Genomic DNA, 18269 nt, shown 5'->3' on the forward strand with positions numbered 1-18269 from the left:
GCGGGTGAGCGAGCGCGAACGGATCAGGATCGGCGAACTGAGCGCGCCCGCGGGAGACGCCGAGGCCGGCGAACCGGTACGGCTTCCGGTCGTCGACGTGCTGACGGGCCGTGGATTCGTCACCGGCAAAAGCGGCTCCGGGAAGTCAAACACAGCAAGCGTCGTCATCGAGGAACTACTCGACGCCGGCTATCCGGTGCTGATCGTCGACACCGATGGCGAGTACTACGGCCTGAAAGAGGAGTACGAACTCCTCCACGCCGGCGCCGACGAGGAGTGTGACATCCAGATCGGCCCCGCTCACGCCGAGCGCATCGCCACGCTCGCGCTCGAAGAGAACGTGCCGATCATCCTCGACGTCTCGGGCTATCTCGACGAGGACGTTGCCGACGAACTCCTGCGTGAAACCGCCCGGCACCTGTTCACCAAGGAAAAGAAGCTCAAGAAGCCGTTCTTGCTCGTCGTCGAGGAGGTCCACGAGTATCTCCCACAGAAAGGCGGCGGTGGCGAGACCGGCAAGATGCTGATCAAGATCGGCAAGCGCGGGCGAAAACACGGGCTGGGGATCATGGGAATTAGCCAGCGACCCGCAGACGTCAAAAAGGACTTCATCACGCAGGCGAACTGGCTCGTCTGGCACCGGCTCACCTGGGACAACGACACCAAGGTCGTCGGACGGGTGGTCGACAGCGAGTACCAGGAGGCGGTCGCAGACCTGGGCGACGGCGAGGCGTTCGTCCAGACCGACTGGACCGAGGTCGACGTCCGGCGGATCCAGTTCCGTCGGAAACGGACCTTCGATGCGGGCGCGACGCCCGGCCTCGACGATTTCGAGCGGCCGGAGTTGAAGTCGGTCAGCGACTCGCTGATGGACGATCTGGCGGAACTGACCGAGGAGGAGGAACAGCGCTCCAGCGAACTGGCCGACATGCAACAGGAGCTGGACAAAAAGCGGGCGAAGATCGACCAGCTCGAATCCGAACTGGACAAGGCCCGGGACGTCTCGAACGCAGCCAGACAGCTGGCAAACGCCTTCTCCCGTGGCGATGCCACAATGACCGCGGAGGACGTCGAAGCCAGACTCGCCGCCAAGGACGATCGGATCGAGGAGCTGGAAAGACAGGTCGAGTCCCTGCAGAGTGAACTGGATGAGGCTCACGAGCATATTGCCGAAGTGGAAGCCGAGAACCAGCGACTGCGGGAGTCGACTGCGACGATCGATTTCGACACCGACGATTCCTCGGTCGTCCAGACGTCATTTGCCGATTCCGACGAGGGAGACCAGCCAGAACCGATCGGAGAAGACGCTGACGAATCGACAGCCACCGAATCGCCCCAGCCCCACGATGGGATGCCCGAGGCGGACCACTCACGGGACCCGCAGGAAACGGTCGACCGACTGCATCGCGAGCCGATCGTCTCGGAAATCGAGGCTGCGGCGACGCGAGTACCGGTCGATTCCGGTGACTGCTGGCGGATCGTCGAAACGATCGCCACCGACGGGCCGCTGGCTATTGCAGAGATCGAATCGCGGATGGACGTGCCGGTCCAGTACGTCTGGACGTTTCTCTCTACGCTTCGAGAGCAACCGTTCCTCACCCGCGACGGGGACGGAGCCTACCGTCTGGAACACGATGTTATCGAACGGGAGATCGAAGCTACCGCCGAACAAGAGGGTCTGGACGAGCTACTGCGGCGATTCGAGAACTAGGTTAGCATCGACTGCGCGGCCGTCGCGATCTGGTCGCTCTCCGCGGCTTGCAGTCGTTCGTCGGCAAGCGTAAGCCGGAGACGTGGCCGACCGACCTCGATAGGGACTTTCTCGGTTTCGATCAGGCCTTTCTCTTCGAGTCGCGTCTTCGTGCGCGAGAACGTCGCTTTGCTGGCGACGCCAGTGTCCTCGCCCCACTTGCTGATGTCGTACAGCAACGCTTCGTTCTTCGCAGCGACGAGCAGACTCACCGTCACCTCGTCGAGACTGTCGTCCCCTCGTGCGGTTTCAAGCGAACCGAGCATGGCCCGGAAATCGCCTTCGGCGTCGTCGCCCAGGCTCTCGGCGAGCCCGTCGTTGACCTCGGATAGTGGCGGCGTCCGCAGCGAGTACTCCGCTGCCTCGGCCCACCGGTCGCGGTACTCCGTCCGGACGTCCCCGACGAAGCTCTCGTCCTCGGAGACGAGTCCGTTCATCGACGAGGCAGTCGTCACGAGCGTCATCACGCTTGATGAACCAACGAGCATCGGGTTGGTCTCGAGCGCGTCGCTCGTCCGGAGGGAGAGTCGGTCGCTTGCGATCAGGTCGGCCGCGTTACTCGCGACGATGAAGTCGTCCATAACTCCTTTCACCGTCGCCGGATCGGCCAACACGTCCACACGAACGTCGTGGTCAGCCAACACGTCGATGAGATCCGTGAGCGTTTCCTCGGACGGGCTCACGAGCATAAGCTCGTCGTCGACGCCGGTAATCGCCTGCGCCAGCAAATCTTCTCGGCTTTGGTCGAGTAAATTATCAGTCATCACAGTAATCTATTGTTCGGAACCATACTTAATTTTACCGCCTAATATCCTTGCCCCATCCGAATTCGTCACCTAATCGGAGTATCTGTAGTGTTTCGAGATAGCAGTTGACCCACGAAATCATCTATTTATATACAATCGGCAAGTAGACATATATACTTGGTAACTGTATGTATACGTAATGAGTAACGACAGAGGTGTCGCCCACGTTCTCGGCGTGATCCTGCTGGCCGGGTTCACGATCACGGTCGCAGCCACGGTTGCGGTCGCCGGGGCGGCGATGTTTAGTGATAGTCAGAGCCAGATCGAGACGTCGCAGGTGGAGTCGTCGTTTTCGAGTCTGGCTGCTGACGCGAGCGAGCTGGAGGACAACGAATCAGTTTCGTTCGATCTCGGGACGGCTGACGGGCAGTTAGAAGTGAGAGAAAACACCGGCAACCTGACGATATATCACGACAGTGATGTAATAAGACCGGTTTACGGGAACCCAGAGGAAGGTATTGCCCCCGAAGATCTAGAACGGGAAAATATAGAGCCAATCTCGGTTAATTCGCTGGTCTATACCGGCGAAAACGGTGATACCGTCGCATATCAGGCTGGTGGCGTCTTCCAGCAGCGCGGCTCCGGTAGCTCTCTTGTCTCCGCGCCCGATTTCTACTACCGTGACAACGCGCTCTCGTTCCCAATTCAGAAAGTTGATGGCGATATCAGTAGTAGTGGGACTCTCAGCGGAGAGCTCGAACTCCAGCATGAGGCTCGGCATTACCCAGTACACGACAATGACGACAAGTCGAATCCACTGAGTGGTGGGACCGTGTACGTGGAGATGGAAAGCGAGTACTGCCAGGCATGGGAGGACTACTTTGACTCCCAGACGCGCGGATCGATCTCAGAGGGGTGTGCTGACGATAAGGATGATAATGATGACTTCGATACGGTCGAAGGGCAAGTTCAGGTCGAACTGAGCGTTCCGTTCTCACTGGAAGCGGGAACATTCAGTGAGGGAGTAATAGCTGGGAATATTACCAACGAAAACCAAGCCAATTTTGATTATGAAGAGGGCGAGTTTGAGGGTCCATCATCTGATTCACTAATCGATACTATGGAGTCTGAATGCGAGAATATCGAAGAAAACCTGAATGAAGACCTTGAGGAAAGTGGACTCCACTGCTTTGAGAATATTGTCGGATCTCACGAATTTAAGACTGATGAAGCAGATGGGGACATCGAAGTTTACGTCAATGGGACTGTTACCCCAGGTGACGGGGGGCTACCTGTGTCTGGCGATTCGGGTAATGTAACATTCTATATTCAGGATGGTCTGGACTTGACTGGTGATATCAAGAACGGCGATGTAGTCGGCAATGAAGATTCCCCCGAACAGACAAGAATATTTATTTCTTCCTCTGGGTACGTCTTCAGTGATGGTGGAAATATCAGAGGTGGGGTAAGTGCACTCGTGTATGCACCAGATTCTGATGGATATATCCAATCCTCTGGAAATAGTAAATTCAACGGATCAATAATAGTCGACGATCTTGAAGTACAAAGTAATATGCATGAAGATGATGTCACACTATCAGAGGATGCACCAGAGGTTTCACTAGATTATGAAGGCGCTGGACCCGAGTTCTACTACCTTCACGTCACCGAACGAACCATAACGGCCTCTGACTGATAGGAACGTTTTTGCCCGGCCCGCCCACACAACCGATATGGACTGGCCCCACGATCCCGACGGCGACGAGGGCAGCGAAGGGATGCGCAAGTACGGAATGGCGATCATCGCCAAGAAGGTCGACGAAGAAGGAGACTTCCCGCTTTCTGCCGCGGAGTTTGTCGACGAGCACGGCGACGAGCCGATCCGGATCAACCACCAGCGAGTGGTCAGCATGGCGGAGATCTTCGAGTACGTCGAGGCCGAGGAGTTCGATGATATCGTCGATATGCACCGCAAGGTCGGCGACGCGATGCGTCGTGGGGACTTCTGGGACTACCATCCGGTCGGTGCCGATCCCGAGATCAAACACGCCTGAGCCGCGGTGATTCAGGGTACTTATGAGGTAGTCATCCCAAGGAGTGGCTACTGTGACGAACACGCAGGTCACCCTCGTTCAGATCGACAACTACGGCCCGTGGACCGTGACGCCGGAACCCCGTCGGGAGGTCGACCTCCAGACCCTGCAGTCGAGACTGTACGCCGACCTCTCGCAGCTGGTCGGCGATCGGGGGGGCTACGTCTTTTTCACCCGCTTTGATAACATGATCGCGGTGACGAACGGCCTCGATATGGACGATCACGCCGTGATTCAGGAGTCGGTCGGAAACCGCTATCCGGTGAGTATCAGCCTGTCGGTGGCGACCGGCCAGTCCCCCGCGGCGGCGCTGTCCGACGCCACGGAGCGATTGCAGGCGGCCGGGAGCGCACAGGACAAGAGCCGTCGAGAAATCCTCGAAGGACGGGCTATCGAGTCCGACTACCGGACCGATGAGGACGTCCAGATCGCCCACTTCGACGTGATCGACGCGACCGGCGAGTACACGGATCAGTTGAACGCCTTCGATAGCTTCATCGAGATCGAACAGGGCTATGCGGCACTGATGAAGTATATGCGCCAGGAAAACGATGCGCTGTCATTCTTCGTCGGCGGCGACAATATCATCGCAACCTGTCCGGATCTGAGCGCCGACGAGTACGAGGCGGCGATCGATCACGTCACGGCGGTTGCAGACGTTGACCTGCGAGTTGGCGTCGGTATCGGTAGGAACGCTCACAACGCGGGGATGGATGCCAAGCACGCGCTAGAGCACGCCCGGGCCGACGACACGAAAGTCGAATTTCTCCGGTGAGGAGCCGTTTTTTCGGCCTATAATCTACCGCTGGAGCGAATATAAAATTGGTGGGGGTAGCTTTTAGACATCTCCTATGCTATCAGTTCACATGCAAAGCGATCTAACCGTACGCGAAATCATGTCGCGTGACTTCGTCGGCGTGAGCGAATCCGACGACATCACCGATGTCGCGCACGTACTGCGTGAGGAGGAAGCCTCTACGGCGGCGGTCGTCCGAGGGAGCGAACCGGTCGGAATCATCAGTGCCTTCGACTTGCTCCCGCTCGTCCCCGAGCAGGAGTCGGATTCGACGGCTGGGGAGCTCATGCGCGATCCGGAAGCCGAACTGTCCCCGAACGCACCCCTTGTGGAGGCGCTCGACTGGATGTCTACACAGGGAACCGGGCGGTTACTCGTTGTCGAGGGCGAGGAACTCGTCGGTGTTGTGACTGCGGATGACCTGTTGACCGCCACTGCATCGTTGCTGGAGAACGGTGCCGATCCGCGAGAGAGTCCCGAAGCGGTCGGATCGACAAGCGCCGGGGCGGTTGCCGACAGGACCGTTTCGCCGGGGCCGGATTCGGAGTACTCGACACAGAGCGTCTGTGAGAGCTGTGGGACGTTGACCCAGCAGCTCCAGAACTTCAACGGACAGATGCTGTGTGCGGACTGCCGTGACGTGTGATACCAACCCCTCCTCTCTCGACTGGACAACGAAAACCACTCAAAGGGGCATCCCCTATCGTCGTTTGCGCCAGGGGAGCTTGGGCGGTTCAAGCACTCGACTTGTAATCGAGACTCCCGGGGTTCAAATCCCTGCCCTGGCTTGTTTTGCCGCGAACAATTCGTGAGCGGCAACAATCCAACAAAGGATTTGAACTACGCAAATTCGAGCCGTAGCGAGAATTTGCACCGAGTTCAAATCCCTGCCCTGGCTCTATTGCCGCGAACATCCCGTGAGCAGCATAGCGGCAACCGGAGGATTTGAACTACGCAAATTCGAGCCGTAGCGAGAATTTGCACCGAGTTCAAATCCCACTCCTCTTCGTCCGAACCGGTTCGGTTTTATTTCACTGTTACCTACCGGTCTCGCGTGGAAAACGTAACAGATCGGACGAGTAACCCGTTCGGAATGGATCCGTCGTGCGACAACGCACCCAAGGAATCATCGGTAGTGTACGGATATGGGGATGCAAACGCCGATTTCCATCTGATTGGCGACTGTCCCACAATCCACGGAGGGGTCCGGAGCGGGATACCCTTCACTGACAGCGATGCAGGTGCACGTCTGTTGTCGGTGTTCGAGGAGGCAGGCTTCGTCGAGTCGGGCGATCGGTCGGACCCGCGCGTATCAAATCTCTTCAGTAGCTATCTCCACATGTGTAGCCTCCCGGACAACCAGCAGCCCACCGAGAAGCAGTACGACAGACTCGAACCCTTCTTCGACGCCGAGCTACGAGCGATCGCCGCACACGTCCTCTTCCCGGTCGGCGAACGGGCGACGCGCCATGTCTTCGAGAGCTACACCGCCCGGCCAGCGGATGGTCCACTGGACATGGATGCGCTTCACGCCAGTGAACTCCGCGGGAGCGGCTGGCTCGTCGTCCCGATCGCCGAACCCGCCGACTGGGATGACGATCAGGAGGAGGCGTTGCTATCCCGATTGCAGGCGCTGCTGGCGAGTGATTACCGACAGATCTCCGAGCTGGGTCGCTTTGTCGCAACGGATACGCAGTACTTCGTTCGGTAGGGGCTCAGAGCAGGGAACCGACGCCCCTGTATGCGATCCCTGCCCGTTCGGCGGCCGTCCTGTCCCGCGGCGAGTCGCCGACAAAGACAGGCTCGTCAACAGTTCCCGGAAGATTCTCGACCGTGGTGAGCAACGGCCCGGGATCCGGTTTCTGCTCGGGGACGGAGTCTCGGCCGATGACGGCGTCGATCTTGGTGGACAACCCGTGTGATTCCAGTGCCAGCCGGACGGGGCCCTCGGCGTTGAGCGAACAGACGCCGACAGGAACCGAGTGGGCAGCAACGCCGTCGGCCAGCGGTAGCCGTGTCGAGGAACTCGCACCATTCCTTTCGTGCTCGCTAATCGTGTCTTCGACCTCGTCTGCGATGTCGTACGTATCGGCGGCGAGATAGAGATCCCAGAGTCCGCCGTCGGCATCGTCGATGCCGTGGTTCGTGTAGACCGCACGAACGTCCCGGGTGACTGCTCCCCAGTCGACATCGAGTCGAACGAGGGTGCCATCGAGATCGTAGACAACTGCGTCGTACTGGTCGTCGAGCATAGATTGTGATTGAAGGGCGGCAATCAAAGAGACTTCGGCAGTACCGCCAGCCGTTACGATACCGCTTCGACGCTCTCCTCCGGCGTCAGGTGGACTCGACCGGTGCTGGTGACTTCGACCTCGTATCCGTTCGTGGTGAATCGAACTGTTCCGTGAGGTATCCCCGTGGATCCGTCGCTGGTTGAAAAGAGGGAGTCAAGCGCATCCGGGTCGACCGCCTCGTACAGCGGATCGAGCTCCAGCGGATCGACATCGTTGGCGTCTGCGAGGGCCTCCACAACGGCAGTACTGATCCGGTCGTGATTCCCGAGTTTGCTCGCTGCCATTGCAGCACACCAATAGTCTTGTATATAAAAAACTGATGCAAGATCACATAATTATTTTAAACTACTGACGACAGCGGTTCAGTTGATTCGGTCGAGATCCTCAGATAATGTACCATCGCGCCAGTAGCGTCGTCAGCGCATCGAACGCGCGAAACCCGTAGCCAAACGCGAGCGCAGCGGGGAGGCTGCCGACGAGCAGACTCCGCTCGAAGCTGATTCCGTGGACTTCCGATAGTCCGAGTAGCAGAAGAACTGTCGCATACGCACCCACGAGGACCCGTATCTCGGGGATTGGAACTCCAGCAAAGAGACACGGTGCGGAGGAGTACGCGAGCACCTGAACGGTCTCACTGACGCCTGCGCGGTCGTTCGCGACTGGAATCAGTAACATAGTCTGCAGCGCCGCGATCAGATGCAGGGCAGCGGGGGTCACGAACAGTACGACAACCGAGAGCCAGAGGATAGCGGATAACACGGAGGATCCGCCGAAAACTGGAAGCGGCTCGCTCACGAGTACAAGCCGAATCGTTTCCGAAACCAGGACAACGCCCATCGCAAAGAGCAGTCCGGGGGCCTGTTCACCGGGCAAGATGCTGGTGCGGAAGAATCGTCGCGGCGACAGGAGTACTCGTGGAACCGCTCTGAGCAGCGTCGTACCGAGTCCGTCACTCGCTCGGGAGTGCGCTGGTTCGCTCATCAGGCACCGACGTTCTCCTCGCTCTCGAAGGTGGCGGGATCGGGACGGATGTTGGCGTACTGGACCAGTCGGCGGCCGAGCGTCGAGACGCGCGTTTCGAGTTCGGAATCGGCGAACTCGTTGCCGTCGAACGCCCGGGAGGCCTGCGGGACAACGGCCTGATATGGGAGTACCCACGCGTCGAGAGAGCGGCAGACGGATCGCAAGTGATCGAGCGCTGTTACCGGGAACCGACCGCCAGCAACCGCAAGGAGGCCGACAGACGTGTTCTCGAACTCCTCGAAGCCACAGTAATCGAGCGCGTTCTTCAGCGGTGCGGAGTACGATCCGTGATACATCGGCGTGCCGAGAATGACGCCATCCGCACGCGTAATCCGCTGGGCCAGTTCGTCGGCGTCGCCAGCTGAGGGGTGGTCAGCATCGAACATCGGAAGGTCGAGTTCCCGGAGGTCGATTAGATCGATCGTCGCACCTGTTGCCTCGGCACCGGCAAGGGCAACGAGTAGCGACTCCCTCGTGTAACTCTCGTCACGAAGGCTTCCACAGACCGCGACAATGTGTGGTGTCTCGTCCATAGCGAGGGGGTTGTTCTGGGGGAGCAAAAGCGGTGTGGTAGCTATGCTCCTTGCTGTATCGTCAGGACTGCAGGCTGACTACGGGGGTCGCCCCACCCTCGTCGATTTCGACGAGTTCGTCGTCCGCGAGATCATCGAGCAGGCCGCACAGCCACTCCCGGCCGTACTCGCCCTCGGGCACGTAGTCGACCCGGATCCGTGGCCCAAGTTCGTCGAGTTCGAGCTCGTCGTGCTCGCCGAGTACCCGGATCACCCGCCCGCGGAACTGGCGTCGACTCCCCTCGAAACTCGGCTGCGTCGGGACGTCCGGTGCGGTGAAGTCTCCGGTTCCGTAGGCGTGACACCACTCGCGCCATGGACAGCCCGCCCCGTCGCAGGAAGGCGTCTTCTCGCAGGCGACCCCGCCCAGTTCCATGATGGCGTTGTTCCAGACGCGGGACTCGCCGCTGGGCATCAGTGCCGCCGCGGCGGCCTCGAACTGGGTATCGTCGTCTTCGACGTCGAATGCGCGATACAGCACGCGCTTGACGTTGGTATCGACCACAGCATTACCGGTGTTGAACGCGAAACTGGCGACTGCGTTCCCGGTGTAGGGGCCGACGCCCTGTAGTTCCTGTAACTCGTCGGGGTCGGTCGGGAACTCACCACCGTACTCGTCCTCGATCTGCCGGGCAGACTCGTGGAGGTATCTGGCACGGTTGTTGTAGCCGAGACTGTGGTCGCTCCAGAAGGAGACGACATCGGAGCGGTCCGCGTCCGCGAGCGCTGCGGTCGTCGGCCACCGCTCCAGAAAGGAGTCCCAGGCTGTCTCGACGCGTGAGAGCTGGGTCTGCTGGCTCATAATCTCGGAGACGAGAATCTCGTAGGGGTCCGTGGTCTCGCGCCACGGGAACGAGCGGTGGTCGTCCCCGTACCACTCGATCAGGGCGGTGCGCACTTCCTCGACGTCGTCGGGGAGGGACTGCCCGCCGGGAAATGGGGCGTCCTCGGTCGTCGCGTCGTCGGTCATTGGCGGACGTTGGAACGGAGTCGGTTTATCGGCTCTGGTCTCCGTACTTTGGGAGCAAACGGGGCCGTACTCGACAGCGAAAGGGGTATCCGCGTCTCGGCGCAACCCCGAACCATGAGTCTGGACGATCTGACCGCGGACGTCGAGGAGACCTACGAATCGCTGGACGAGGAAATCTCGCTCGATCTCGATGACGACACACGCCAGGAGCTGACGATGCTGATGGCCGCGCTGGACAAAGACGAGGACGACCTGGTCGAGCAGGCTGTCCGCCTGCTGTTCCAGAGTACCGTCGAGACGGGCAAGCTCGATTTCCACCTGCGGAGCGGCTACGATGTCACGTACGACGAGTATCTCTCGGGAATGACCTACGAGGAGATGGGTGGGGGCATCGAGTACCCACAGCAACAACAAAACGACGAGCGCCGCTACCAGTTCTGATGCGCTTTGCCCTCCTCGGCTGGCCGGAAGAGGGTCCGACGCTCCGGCTCGACTGGGAGCGGTTCAGCTACGCCGGGAAGTTCGTGATGTCGAACACGGGCAAGGCCGTACTCTGTGAGGGTCACGCGGGAGACGGCAGCGTCGACCCCGAGGACGTCCTCGCCGCCGTCGCGTTCAACGAGGACCGGACCGACGAGGGAACGCTCTGGCTCCGCTACGTCACGGTGCGGGCCGACCGGCGCAGCGAGGGGCTTGGCCCCGAACTCGTGGGGAAGACGGTCGATCGGGCGATAGAGCGGGGCTACGAACGGCTTCGGATCGCCGTCAACAACCCCTTCGCCTTCGAAGCGCTCTGGAAGGCTGGCTTCGGGTTTACGGGCGAGGAAACGGGCATCGCGGAACTCGTACTCGTGTATCCGCGTGAGAACGCGCTCGACCGACACGACGATGCCACTTCCACAATCGAGTCCTACCAGGACGGCATCGAGCGCCTCGAAGCACGGGATGGCCTCACAGAAACGGAACAGCAGTTCCTCGCGGCCCGACGTGACGCCGAGCCGCCGGCCCCCATCGACCGCAGTCAATAGGCAGAGTCACAGTTCGTTGTCGCAGGACGGACACACTTCCTTCGAGCCGGTCGTCCGGGGAACGACTTCGATCCGACACCGATCGCACCAGCGGAGTTGGTCGGCGGGTCCGTCTGGGGTGTCATGTGTCATATGTGGTCGTACTACAGTGAACTACCCCACCCTGCTCGCGCTGACGCGCTCGCTGAGGGTGGAGCTTCCTGGTTCCGCGACGCGCTTTTTTACGGACGGTCGGCTTGCGCCGACAGTCCGCGCAGGGAGCGCAGTCTCCTCAGGCGTAGATTTGGAGCGTCCCACTCCTACTCGGTGGTGACGGCGGAATCTGTCTCGACCGTCCTTCTTGTCGGACTCTAAGCCGAGACGATGAGTAGTTGCCATCACGGTTCCAGTCTTCGGCTGGCACCGTTATAAATTCATGGAACAGAGTGCAAGCAACTCTGTGGCGGCGCTGTATCCCCTCCCTACTGCGCTGCTTGTCCGCTACGCGGACTGCGCTGCTCGTTGAGGAAGGGGGCTTAGCGCCTCAATTCAGCTAACGGTCGTGAAAGCTTTGCCACGGTGACCCCTTTCCCGTGAACATCCCCGCCGCGAACCGAGGCTATTCAAAACCTCGGCCACTACTGAAAGCCAATGGGAAACGCAGCACTCCGTGATCTGGCTGCCATCGAGACCGTGTCGTTCGACGACCTCGACGGACTGATCGTCGGCGTCGACGCGCACAACTGGCTGTACCGGTATCTGACGACGACGGTGAAATTTACGAACGATTCCGTCTATACGACCGCAGACGGCACCGAGGTTGCGAACCTCGTCGGGATCGTGCAAGGGCTCCCAAAGTTCTTCGAGCACGACCTCGCGCCCGTGTTTGTTTTCGATGGCGGACCATCGGAACTCAAAGCCGATGAGATCGAGGAGCGCCGGGAGGCCCGTGAGACTGCCGAGGAGAAACTCGAAGACGCCAGAGAGCGCGGCGACAGCGTCGCCGTGGCACGGCTGGAGTCGCGCACCCAGCGGCTCACGCCGACGATCCAGGAGACCTCGCGTGAACTGCTGGATCTGCTCGACATTCCGTACGTCGAAGCCCCAGCAGAGGGAGAGGCGCAGGCGGCGTATATGGCCCGAAAGGGCGACGTCGAGTACGTCGGGACGGAGGACTACGACGCCCTGCTCTGTGGCGCGCCCAGAACCCTGCGTCAGCTGACGAGCAAGGGCGACCCTGAACTCATGGAGCTACAGGCCACGCTCGACGAGCACGAGCTGACGTGGGAACAGCTCGTCGACGTTGCGATCCTCTGTGGCACCGATTTTAACCCTGGCGTAACCGGTATCGGGCCGAAGACAGCCGTCAAACTGGTCCGCGAACACGGTGATCTGTGGACCGTCCTCGACGAGCGTGGCGAGCACGTCGAACACGCCGACAGGATCCGATCGCTCTTTCTCGACCCGACGGTGACAGACGACTACGAGTTCTCGACCGAGCCGTCGCCGGACGTCGATGCCGCTCGCGAGTACGTCACGGGAGAGTGGGAGGTCGACGCCGGAGAGGTGGAGCGCGGATTCGAGCGGATCGAGGAGGCACTTACCCAGACCGGTCTCGACCGGTGGACCTGAGGATGGTCGGTTCAGTGAGCAGGGATCACCAGTGATACTGCGTCGCCTGCTGTATCCGGTGGCCGACTCTGACGGTCGCGTAGCCACGCTCAGAACCATCGCGGCACTGCTCGCGTTCGCACTTGGGGTCAGATACACGGGCGTACTCGTCCCGTCGGCACTGGCGCTCGTCACCATCGCGGTCACCGGTGTCGCACTCACCGTCCTTTTCGGGACGCTGGCACAGGTACTCGCCGACCCCAGCCGCATCGAAGCGTTCTCGATTCGGTCATCGTTTGTTCCGGGTCTCAGAGCACTAGCTCTCGCTACCGTTGCACTCGCGCCACCGCTTTTGTTACTTGCGAGTATGGTGGGTGATGTCTCGGGAGAACCCCCGACGAGTGAGGCTACTGGCGTCGTATTGCTGTTCGGCTCGACCGCGACGCTGCTGTTTTTCTTTGCGTGTCTGTACGTCTTCCCCGCCCTGCTCGCCATCGCGACAACCCGCGGATCCGTTCGCCGCGCGGCTGATCGAGAGCTTCTCGTACCGGTCCTGAGCGATCTCTCTTACCTCTCGCGGTGGACGCTCGGGCTCGTCCTGCTGATTCCTGCGATGAGCCTCGTGACGACGAGCCTCCAGTCAGGTGAAGTAGCTGGTGTGCTCGCCGCTGGTGGTGCCGCCCTGCTCTGGGTTGCTGGCGCTCGCGTCGTCGGTGACGGCTACGACATGGCACTCGGAACTCGTACTGTCGAGTAGCCAGTCCACAGCAGACGACGAACGGAGTGGGGGAAAACGCCTATTTCAGGCCCTCGACAGCTTCGATTCGGCCGTTTCGAGAATACGATTGCGAAGCGCCTGTCCGGAGTTCGAATCGAAGACGTGGATCGCGTCCTCGGGGAGATGTGCGACGAGCCGATCGCCCGACTGAACCGTTCGCATTCCGCCAACGGTGGCGACGAACGTCTCGCTATCGACCGAGCCGAGTTCCTCATCGTCGAACGCGAGATAGACGATATTCTCGTCGCCGGTCGGTTCGACGACGTCGACTGTCACACCGACATCGTGCGGACCATCTGGCGTACCCTCCCGAAGCTCGATGTCTTCGGGACGAACACCGAGTATCATTTCTGTCCCGCCTTCGGCGAGTTCGGTGGCCATCTCCCCGACCGGATAGTCGAAGTGCTCGCCAGTGAGGGCGGCAGTTTCGCCCTGTCCGTCCAGCGTCATATCGAAGAAGTTCATCGACGGTTCGCCGACGAAATCAGCGACAAAGAGGTTTGCGGGCTGATGGTAACACTCCAGTGGGGTGCCAACTTGCTGAAGTTCGCCGCCGTCGAGGATCGCGACCCGATCGCCCATGGTCATCGCCTCGGTCTGGTCGTGGGTGACGTAGACGGTCGTCGTTTCGAGATCCTCCTGCAGGCGCTGGAGTTCAGTTCGCATCTGGGCACGGAGCTTTGCGTCGAGGTTCGAGAGTGGTTCGTCCATCAGGAACACCTCGGGATCGCGGACGATCGCCCGTCCCAGCGCGACACGCTGTTGCTGGCCGCCCGACAGTTCTCCCGGCTTTCGGTCGAGCAACTCACCGATTCCCATCATCGACGCGGTATCCTCGACGCGGTCGTCGATCTCGTCGCCCGGCAGGTCGGTCGACTCCTGCAGACCGAACGCCATGTTCTCGTGAACAGTCATGTGTGGATACAGCGCGTAGGACTGGAACACCATCGCGATATCCCGGTTCTTCGGGGGGATGTCGTTGATCACGCGATCGCCGAGTCTGATCACGCCGTCCGTGATCGATTCGAGCCCTGCAATCATGCGTAGCGTCGTCGACTTCCCACAGCCCGACGGTCCGACGAGGACGAGAAACTCCCCGTCCTCGATATCGATCGATACGTCGTCGACGGCGATAATCTCGCCGCCGTCGTCTTCAGTGAATACTTTCGTTATATTTTCGAGTCGTGTTTCGGCCATTGTCAGATCTCCTCCGATACCCGGATCGTTTGTCGCTCGATCATACCTGTACCCCCTCGGCGAACTTGTCTGCGAACAACACGTACACCAGCAGTGTCGGGAGTGCCGTGATCAGCGCACCGGCCATCCGCAGCGGATAGTCAACGCCTTCGAGCGCCTGTCCGAGCCCCGAAAGGATCAGCGTGGCAGAGGCCGCGGGGTCGTTCACGCTGCCAATAATCGTCAGCGAGAACAGGAACTCGTTCCAGATCTGGGTGAACTGGAAAATGAAGACCACGGCGAACATCGGGATCGACAGCGGCAGGACAATGCGCCGGTAGATCCGCCAGATCGACGCCCCGTCGAGTCGTGCTGCTTCGATCATCTCCCAGGACATCGTCTTGTACTGGGAGCGAAACAGCAACACACAGATGGGTATCCCGTACGCGGTATGGGTGATGATCAGCTCGAGGATCGTCGCGTGGTGTTCCGACAGCAGCGGCAGGTCCCAGAGCAGGCCCAGTCGGTAATCGAGCATTGCGTACTGGTTCCAGAACTCGAATAGCGGGACGATCACTGCCTGATACGGAACGAAGATCCCGGCGATAAACAGCGCGAACACCGCGATCTGACCCCGCCACTTGACGAGAGTCAAACCGTACGCCGCCATGCTGCCGAAAATCGCACAGAGTATCGTCGCCGGAATCGTAAACAGGAGGCTGTTTACCATACCGACCGCGAGCGCATCAAACGCGAACACCCACTTTTCGACGGTAAAGGCCTCTGCAGTCGAGAGTCCCTCCGGTATGAAGGGCCAGGCAGGGGGTGCAAAGGGGAGCGTCTCCCGAACCCCTCTCGAGCTTTTGATCGAGGTGACGATCCCCGACTGGATCGGGATGAGGTAGAATACGACGAGTCCGACCAGCGTCGCATAGAGTCCGGCTGCGCGGAGATTGATCCGCTCGGATAGCGTTTCCTCTTCGGTCGTCTCGGTCGTCTCCTGGCTCATAGATTCCCTCGTTTGTACTGGTTGTACAGATACGGTGCAATGACGGCAAGCGACATCACGAACAGCGTAATCGCAATCGCCGAGCCGTACGCCCACTCCGAGCGCTGAAACGCCTCCCTGACCATCTTCGTCGCGAGGATGTCGGCACCGCGCCGGGGTCTGTAGCCGTCAAACGTCGCGTACAGGAAGTCGAAGGCTTTCAGCGCGAACAATACCAGCACGACAGACGCGCTGACCATCGCCGGACGAAGCTGTGGGATGATGACTCGCCAGTACATCCGGAGCGTGTTCGCCCCATCGACTCTGGCCGCCTCGTACTGATCACTGGGAATCGATCGCAATGCGGCGAGGTAGATGACCATCGTGTAGCCACTGAACTGCCAGACCAGTGCGAATATCACTGACCCCAGTACCAGCCGTGGATCCCCTAACCAGTTGTACGGGCCGAGACCGAACACTCCGACGAACTGGTTGACGATTCCGTTGTTGACGTTGTACATCCACCGCCAGAACTGGGCCGTGACGATAAAGGACAGGGCAAACGGCAGCAGGTAGATCGTCCGCAGTGTGCGGCCGAACCGGATCTCCCGATCCAGCAACAGCGCCAGCGCTAGCCCGATTGCCAGACATGCCACTGTAAAGACGATGAGCAACACGAGCGTGTTGCGCGTCGCCGCCCACATCCCCGGATCATCGAACATCGCCCAGTAGTTTCCGAGGCTCAGGCTGCTGTAATCCGGTTCACCAAAGCCCGAGTACGACGTCAACGAGAGCAGCAGGTTCCAGCCGATCGCCGCGTAGACGAAAAACCCCATCAACAGGAACGGGGGGAGCCAGAACGGCGCGGACTGGACGAAGTCGCTGTCCAGCCAGCGTCGAACTCTGGACCGCTCCCTGACGGCTCCCCCGTCAGTGCGGATCTCCTTTGTTCGACTACGCAACAGATCTATCAATCGTTTCATAAAAAGGAGAGGTAGTTAGAAGACGTCCATGAAGCCGTCAGTGGCACTCTCGACGTCGAACGGATCCGCGAATTCGTTGTTCAGGACCTCTTCGAGATCGGCCTGCGTGCTCTGGTCGACCGCGAGGCCGTGAGCCAGCGTCGGCGGCTTTTCTTCGGCGTTGTCGAAGTCCTCGATGGTGTCGGCGAGGTACGGACTGAAATCGTCCGTGGGAGTCCCTTCGCGTGTCGGAATCGACCCTTTAAGCCGGTTGAACTCGACCTGTGCCGTCTCCGATCCGATGAATCGCATGAATGCAGCGGTCTCTTCGGGACTCGGGTTGTCGCCGGGGTAGATGAACGAGTCGATGTGAAGGCCGTACATCTCCTCGGTGCCGGGGAACTGAACGGCATCCCACTCTTCGCCGTACTCCAGCCCCTCGGTGATGTACGCTCCGGCGACCCAGTTCCCGTTGTGAATAAAGGCCGCGTCGCCGCTCATGATGTCCTGGTTGACCTCGGTAAAGTCCACGGACGCGGCGTCGGCGTTGATGTAGTTGTCGAGCATCTCTTCGAGCGCCACGAAGGTCTCTTCGACTTCGCTACGGTCGCCGTTCCCCTCGATGAAGTCCATGTAGGCATCGTGACCGTGGATGCTCTGCATCGTCACCGCCCACGTCTGGAGGATGCCCCACGGTGCAAGCGAGAAGCCAAACGGCGTCGCGTCGGTCTCCGTATCGATGGTATCGAGCGCATCGAGCAGGTCGTCAACGTCGTTGAGGCTCTCGGGGTCGACGCCCGCGTCTTCGACGACCTCGACGTTGTAAAAGAGGTCGTTCATCCGGTGTGAGCCGATCGGCACTGCGGAGAAGCCGTCCTCGGTCTCACAGGCCTCCACGGCTTCCGGCGCGTGGGCGTCCTTGAGTCCAGCCTCGTCCCAGACATCGGCTTCGATGTCACCGAGTACACCCTCGTACTGTTCGAGGTTCGCACCGGGCCATCCGGCGAAGGAGCTCGGCGGGTCCCCGCCCTGAAGACGGTTCGCGACCGTCTGGTCCAGGTCGACGTTCCCGCCGCCCCCGATCGGGCTTTCGTCGATATCCATCCCAGGATACTCGTCCGCGAGCGCGCCGAACAGTGCATCGGCCGCTTCCGCGCCGTCACCGCCGGTCCAGCCGTGCAGGACTTCGAGTGTGTTACTCCACTCGTCGCCGTTGCCGTTACCGGTACCGTTGCCGGTACCGTTCCCGCCGTTATCATCGTCCGATGTAAGACAACCGGCCAGGGTCAGTACCGTACCGGCCCCTGCTGTCCCTTTGAGTATTTTGCGCCGCGATAGTGTAGAATCGTGTCCTGATTTTCTGGCTGTCATGTTACCACATGGTAATGGTACACGAGCACATACTTAACGATTTTTAATAATCATTACGTGATCGTTCAACACCCTTGTAGTAGAACCCTCGGTGTATTCGATCGCTTGATCGAAGTTGAATATTCTGAGAAC

At 60.1% G+C, this 18269-nt stretch carries 20 protein-coding genes and 1 tRNA gene; 11 read left to right on the top strand and 10 right to left on the bottom strand.

From position 1 onward, the window contains the following. Positions 1-4 precede the first annotated feature (4 nt). Positions 5-1711 (top strand): helicase HerA domain-containing protein, encoded by a 1707-nt coding sequence (locus tag AArcSt11_RS09330; RefSeq protein ID WP_250596537.1) that lies wholly within the window; start codon positions 5-7, stop codon positions 1709-1711. On the opposite strand, the gene tbsP is transcribed toward AArcSt11_RS09330, so the two are convergent. Beyond that, positions 1708-2514, bottom strand: coding sequence for a transcriptional regulator TbsP (gene tbsP, locus AArcSt11_RS09335; protein ID WP_250596539.1), 807 nt, complete (start codon positions 2512-2514; stop codon positions 1708-1710). The two genes, AArcSt11_RS09330 and tbsP, sit on opposite strands and share 4 nt — an antisense overlap. A gap of 181 nt (positions 2515-2695) precedes the next feature. Between tbsP and AArcSt11_RS09340 the strand changes: the two genes are divergently transcribed. From AArcSt11_RS09340 to AArcSt11_RS09365, 6 genes are all read left to right on the top strand, one after another. Continuing rightward, the gene (locus tag AArcSt11_RS09340) at positions 2696-4192 is read left to right on the top strand and encodes a DUF7289 family protein (RefSeq protein WP_250596541.1); all 1497 of its coding nucleotides are present in this window, start codon (positions 2696-2698) and stop codon (positions 4190-4192) included. 37 nt (positions 4193-4229) lie between these two features. Then, the gene (locus tag AArcSt11_RS09345) at positions 4230-4550 is read left to right on the top strand and encodes a DUF5785 family protein (RefSeq protein ID WP_250596542.1); all 321 of its coding nucleotides are present in this window, start codon (positions 4230-4232) and stop codon (positions 4548-4550) included. 52 nt (positions 4551-4602) lie between these two features. Next, positions 4603-5364: a GTP cyclohydrolase III gene (locus AArcSt11_RS09350; RefSeq protein ID WP_250596543.1), complete on the top strand. Its 762-nt coding sequence runs from the start codon at positions 4603-4605 to the stop codon at positions 5362-5364. Between the two features lie 91 nt (positions 5365-5455). Continuing rightward, entirely contained in the window at positions 5456-6031 is a 576-nt protein-coding gene (locus AArcSt11_RS09355) for a CBS domain-containing protein (RefSeq protein ID WP_250596544.1), read from the top strand. 68 nt (positions 6032-6099) lie between these two features. Then, a tRNA-Thr gene (locus AArcSt11_RS09360) sits at positions 6100-6173 on the top strand. A gap of 266 nt (positions 6174-6439) precedes the next feature. Next, entirely contained in the window at positions 6440-7096 is a 657-nt protein-coding gene (locus AArcSt11_RS09365; protein ID WP_250596545.1) for a uracil-DNA glycosylase family protein, read from the top strand. Positions 7097-7100: 4 nt separating this feature from the next. Here the strand turns inward: AArcSt11_RS09365 and AArcSt11_RS09370 are convergent, their stop codons facing one another. The 5 genes from AArcSt11_RS09370 to AArcSt11_RS09390 form a co-directional block, all read right to left on the bottom strand. Further along, a complete protein-coding gene (locus AArcSt11_RS09370; RefSeq protein ID WP_250596546.1) occupies positions 7101-7637 on the bottom strand; it encodes an HAD family hydrolase in 537 nt (178 codons plus the stop codon). A 53-nt stretch (positions 7638-7690) separates the two neighbouring features. Next, entirely contained in the window at positions 7691-7963 is a 273-nt protein-coding gene (gene ddfA, locus AArcSt11_RS09375; RefSeq protein ID WP_250596548.1) for a DdfA family disk-determining factor, read from the bottom strand. 100 nt (positions 7964-8063) lie between these two features. Beyond that, positions 8064-8660, bottom strand: coding sequence for a YIP1 family protein (locus AArcSt11_RS09380; protein WP_250596550.1), 597 nt, complete (start codon positions 8658-8660; stop codon positions 8064-8066). Then, positions 8660-9235 (bottom strand): NADPH-dependent FMN reductase, encoded by a 576-nt coding sequence (locus AArcSt11_RS09385; protein WP_250596552.1) that lies wholly within the window; start codon positions 9233-9235, stop codon positions 8660-8662. Before AArcSt11_RS09385 ends, AArcSt11_RS09380 begins: the two co-directional genes overlap by 1 nt. Positions 9236-9296: 61 nt before the next feature. Next, the gene (locus AArcSt11_RS09390; RefSeq protein ID WP_250596554.1) at positions 9297-10244 is read right to left on the bottom strand and encodes an HhH-GPD family protein; all 948 of its coding nucleotides are present in this window, start codon (positions 10242-10244) and stop codon (positions 9297-9299) included. Positions 10245-10358: 114 nt separating this feature from the next. Between AArcSt11_RS09390 and AArcSt11_RS09395 the strand changes: the two genes are divergently transcribed. The 4 genes from AArcSt11_RS09395 to AArcSt11_RS09410 all read left to right on the top strand — a co-directional run bounded on the left by AArcSt11_RS09395 (position 10359) and on the right by AArcSt11_RS09410 (position 13619). Continuing rightward, the gene (locus tag AArcSt11_RS09395; protein WP_250596556.1) at positions 10359-10685 is read left to right on the top strand and encodes a ribbon-helix-helix protein; all 327 of its coding nucleotides are present in this window, start codon (positions 10359-10361) and stop codon (positions 10683-10685) included. Continuing rightward, complete coding sequence (locus tag AArcSt11_RS09400; RefSeq protein ID WP_250596558.1) at positions 10685-11272, top strand: GNAT family N-acetyltransferase; 588 nt, start codon at positions 10685-10687, stop codon at positions 11270-11272. The genes AArcSt11_RS09395 and AArcSt11_RS09400 overlap by 1 nt, the downstream gene beginning before the upstream one ends. Before the next feature lie 630 nt (positions 11273-11902). Then, positions 11903-12883: a flap endonuclease-1 gene (fen, locus tag AArcSt11_RS09405; protein ID WP_250596560.1), complete on the top strand. Its 981-nt coding sequence runs from the start codon at positions 11903-11905 to the stop codon at positions 12881-12883. A gap of 31 nt (positions 12884-12914) precedes the next feature. After that, positions 12915-13619, top strand: a complete 705-nt coding sequence (locus tag AArcSt11_RS09410) for a hypothetical protein (protein ID WP_250596563.1) — start codon at positions 12915-12917, stop codon at positions 13617-13619. 45 nt (positions 13620-13664) lie between these two features. On the opposite strand, the gene AArcSt11_RS09415 is transcribed toward AArcSt11_RS09410, so the two are convergent. The 4 genes from AArcSt11_RS09415 to AArcSt11_RS09430 are packed head-to-tail and all read right to left on the bottom strand — an operon-like array spanning position 13665 to position 18137. After that, positions 13665-14837: an ABC transporter ATP-binding protein gene (locus tag AArcSt11_RS09415; protein ID WP_250596565.1), complete on the bottom strand. Its 1173-nt coding sequence runs from the start codon at positions 14835-14837 to the stop codon at positions 13665-13667. A gap of 40 nt (positions 14838-14877) precedes the next feature. Further along, entirely contained in the window at positions 14878-15825 is a 948-nt protein-coding gene (locus tag AArcSt11_RS09420; protein ID WP_250596567.1) for a carbohydrate ABC transporter permease, read from the bottom strand. Further along, positions 15822-16787 (bottom strand): carbohydrate ABC transporter permease, encoded by a 966-nt coding sequence (locus AArcSt11_RS09425; RefSeq protein ID WP_250596569.1) that lies wholly within the window; start codon positions 16785-16787, stop codon positions 15822-15824. Before AArcSt11_RS09425 ends, AArcSt11_RS09420 begins: the two co-directional genes overlap by 4 nt. A gap of 15 nt (positions 16788-16802) precedes the next feature. Further along, on the bottom strand, positions 16803-18137 hold the full coding sequence (locus tag AArcSt11_RS09430) for an ABC transporter substrate-binding protein (protein ID WP_250596570.1): 1335 nt from the start codon (positions 18135-18137) through the stop codon (positions 16803-16805). Between the last annotated feature and the right edge of the window lie 132 nt (positions 18138-18269).

This window comes from Natranaeroarchaeum aerophilus (assembly GCF_023638055.1).
In the GTDB taxonomy this organism is placed as follows: Archaea; Halobacteriota; Halobacteria; order Halobacteriales; family Natronoarchaeaceae; genus Natranaeroarchaeum; species Natranaeroarchaeum aerophilum.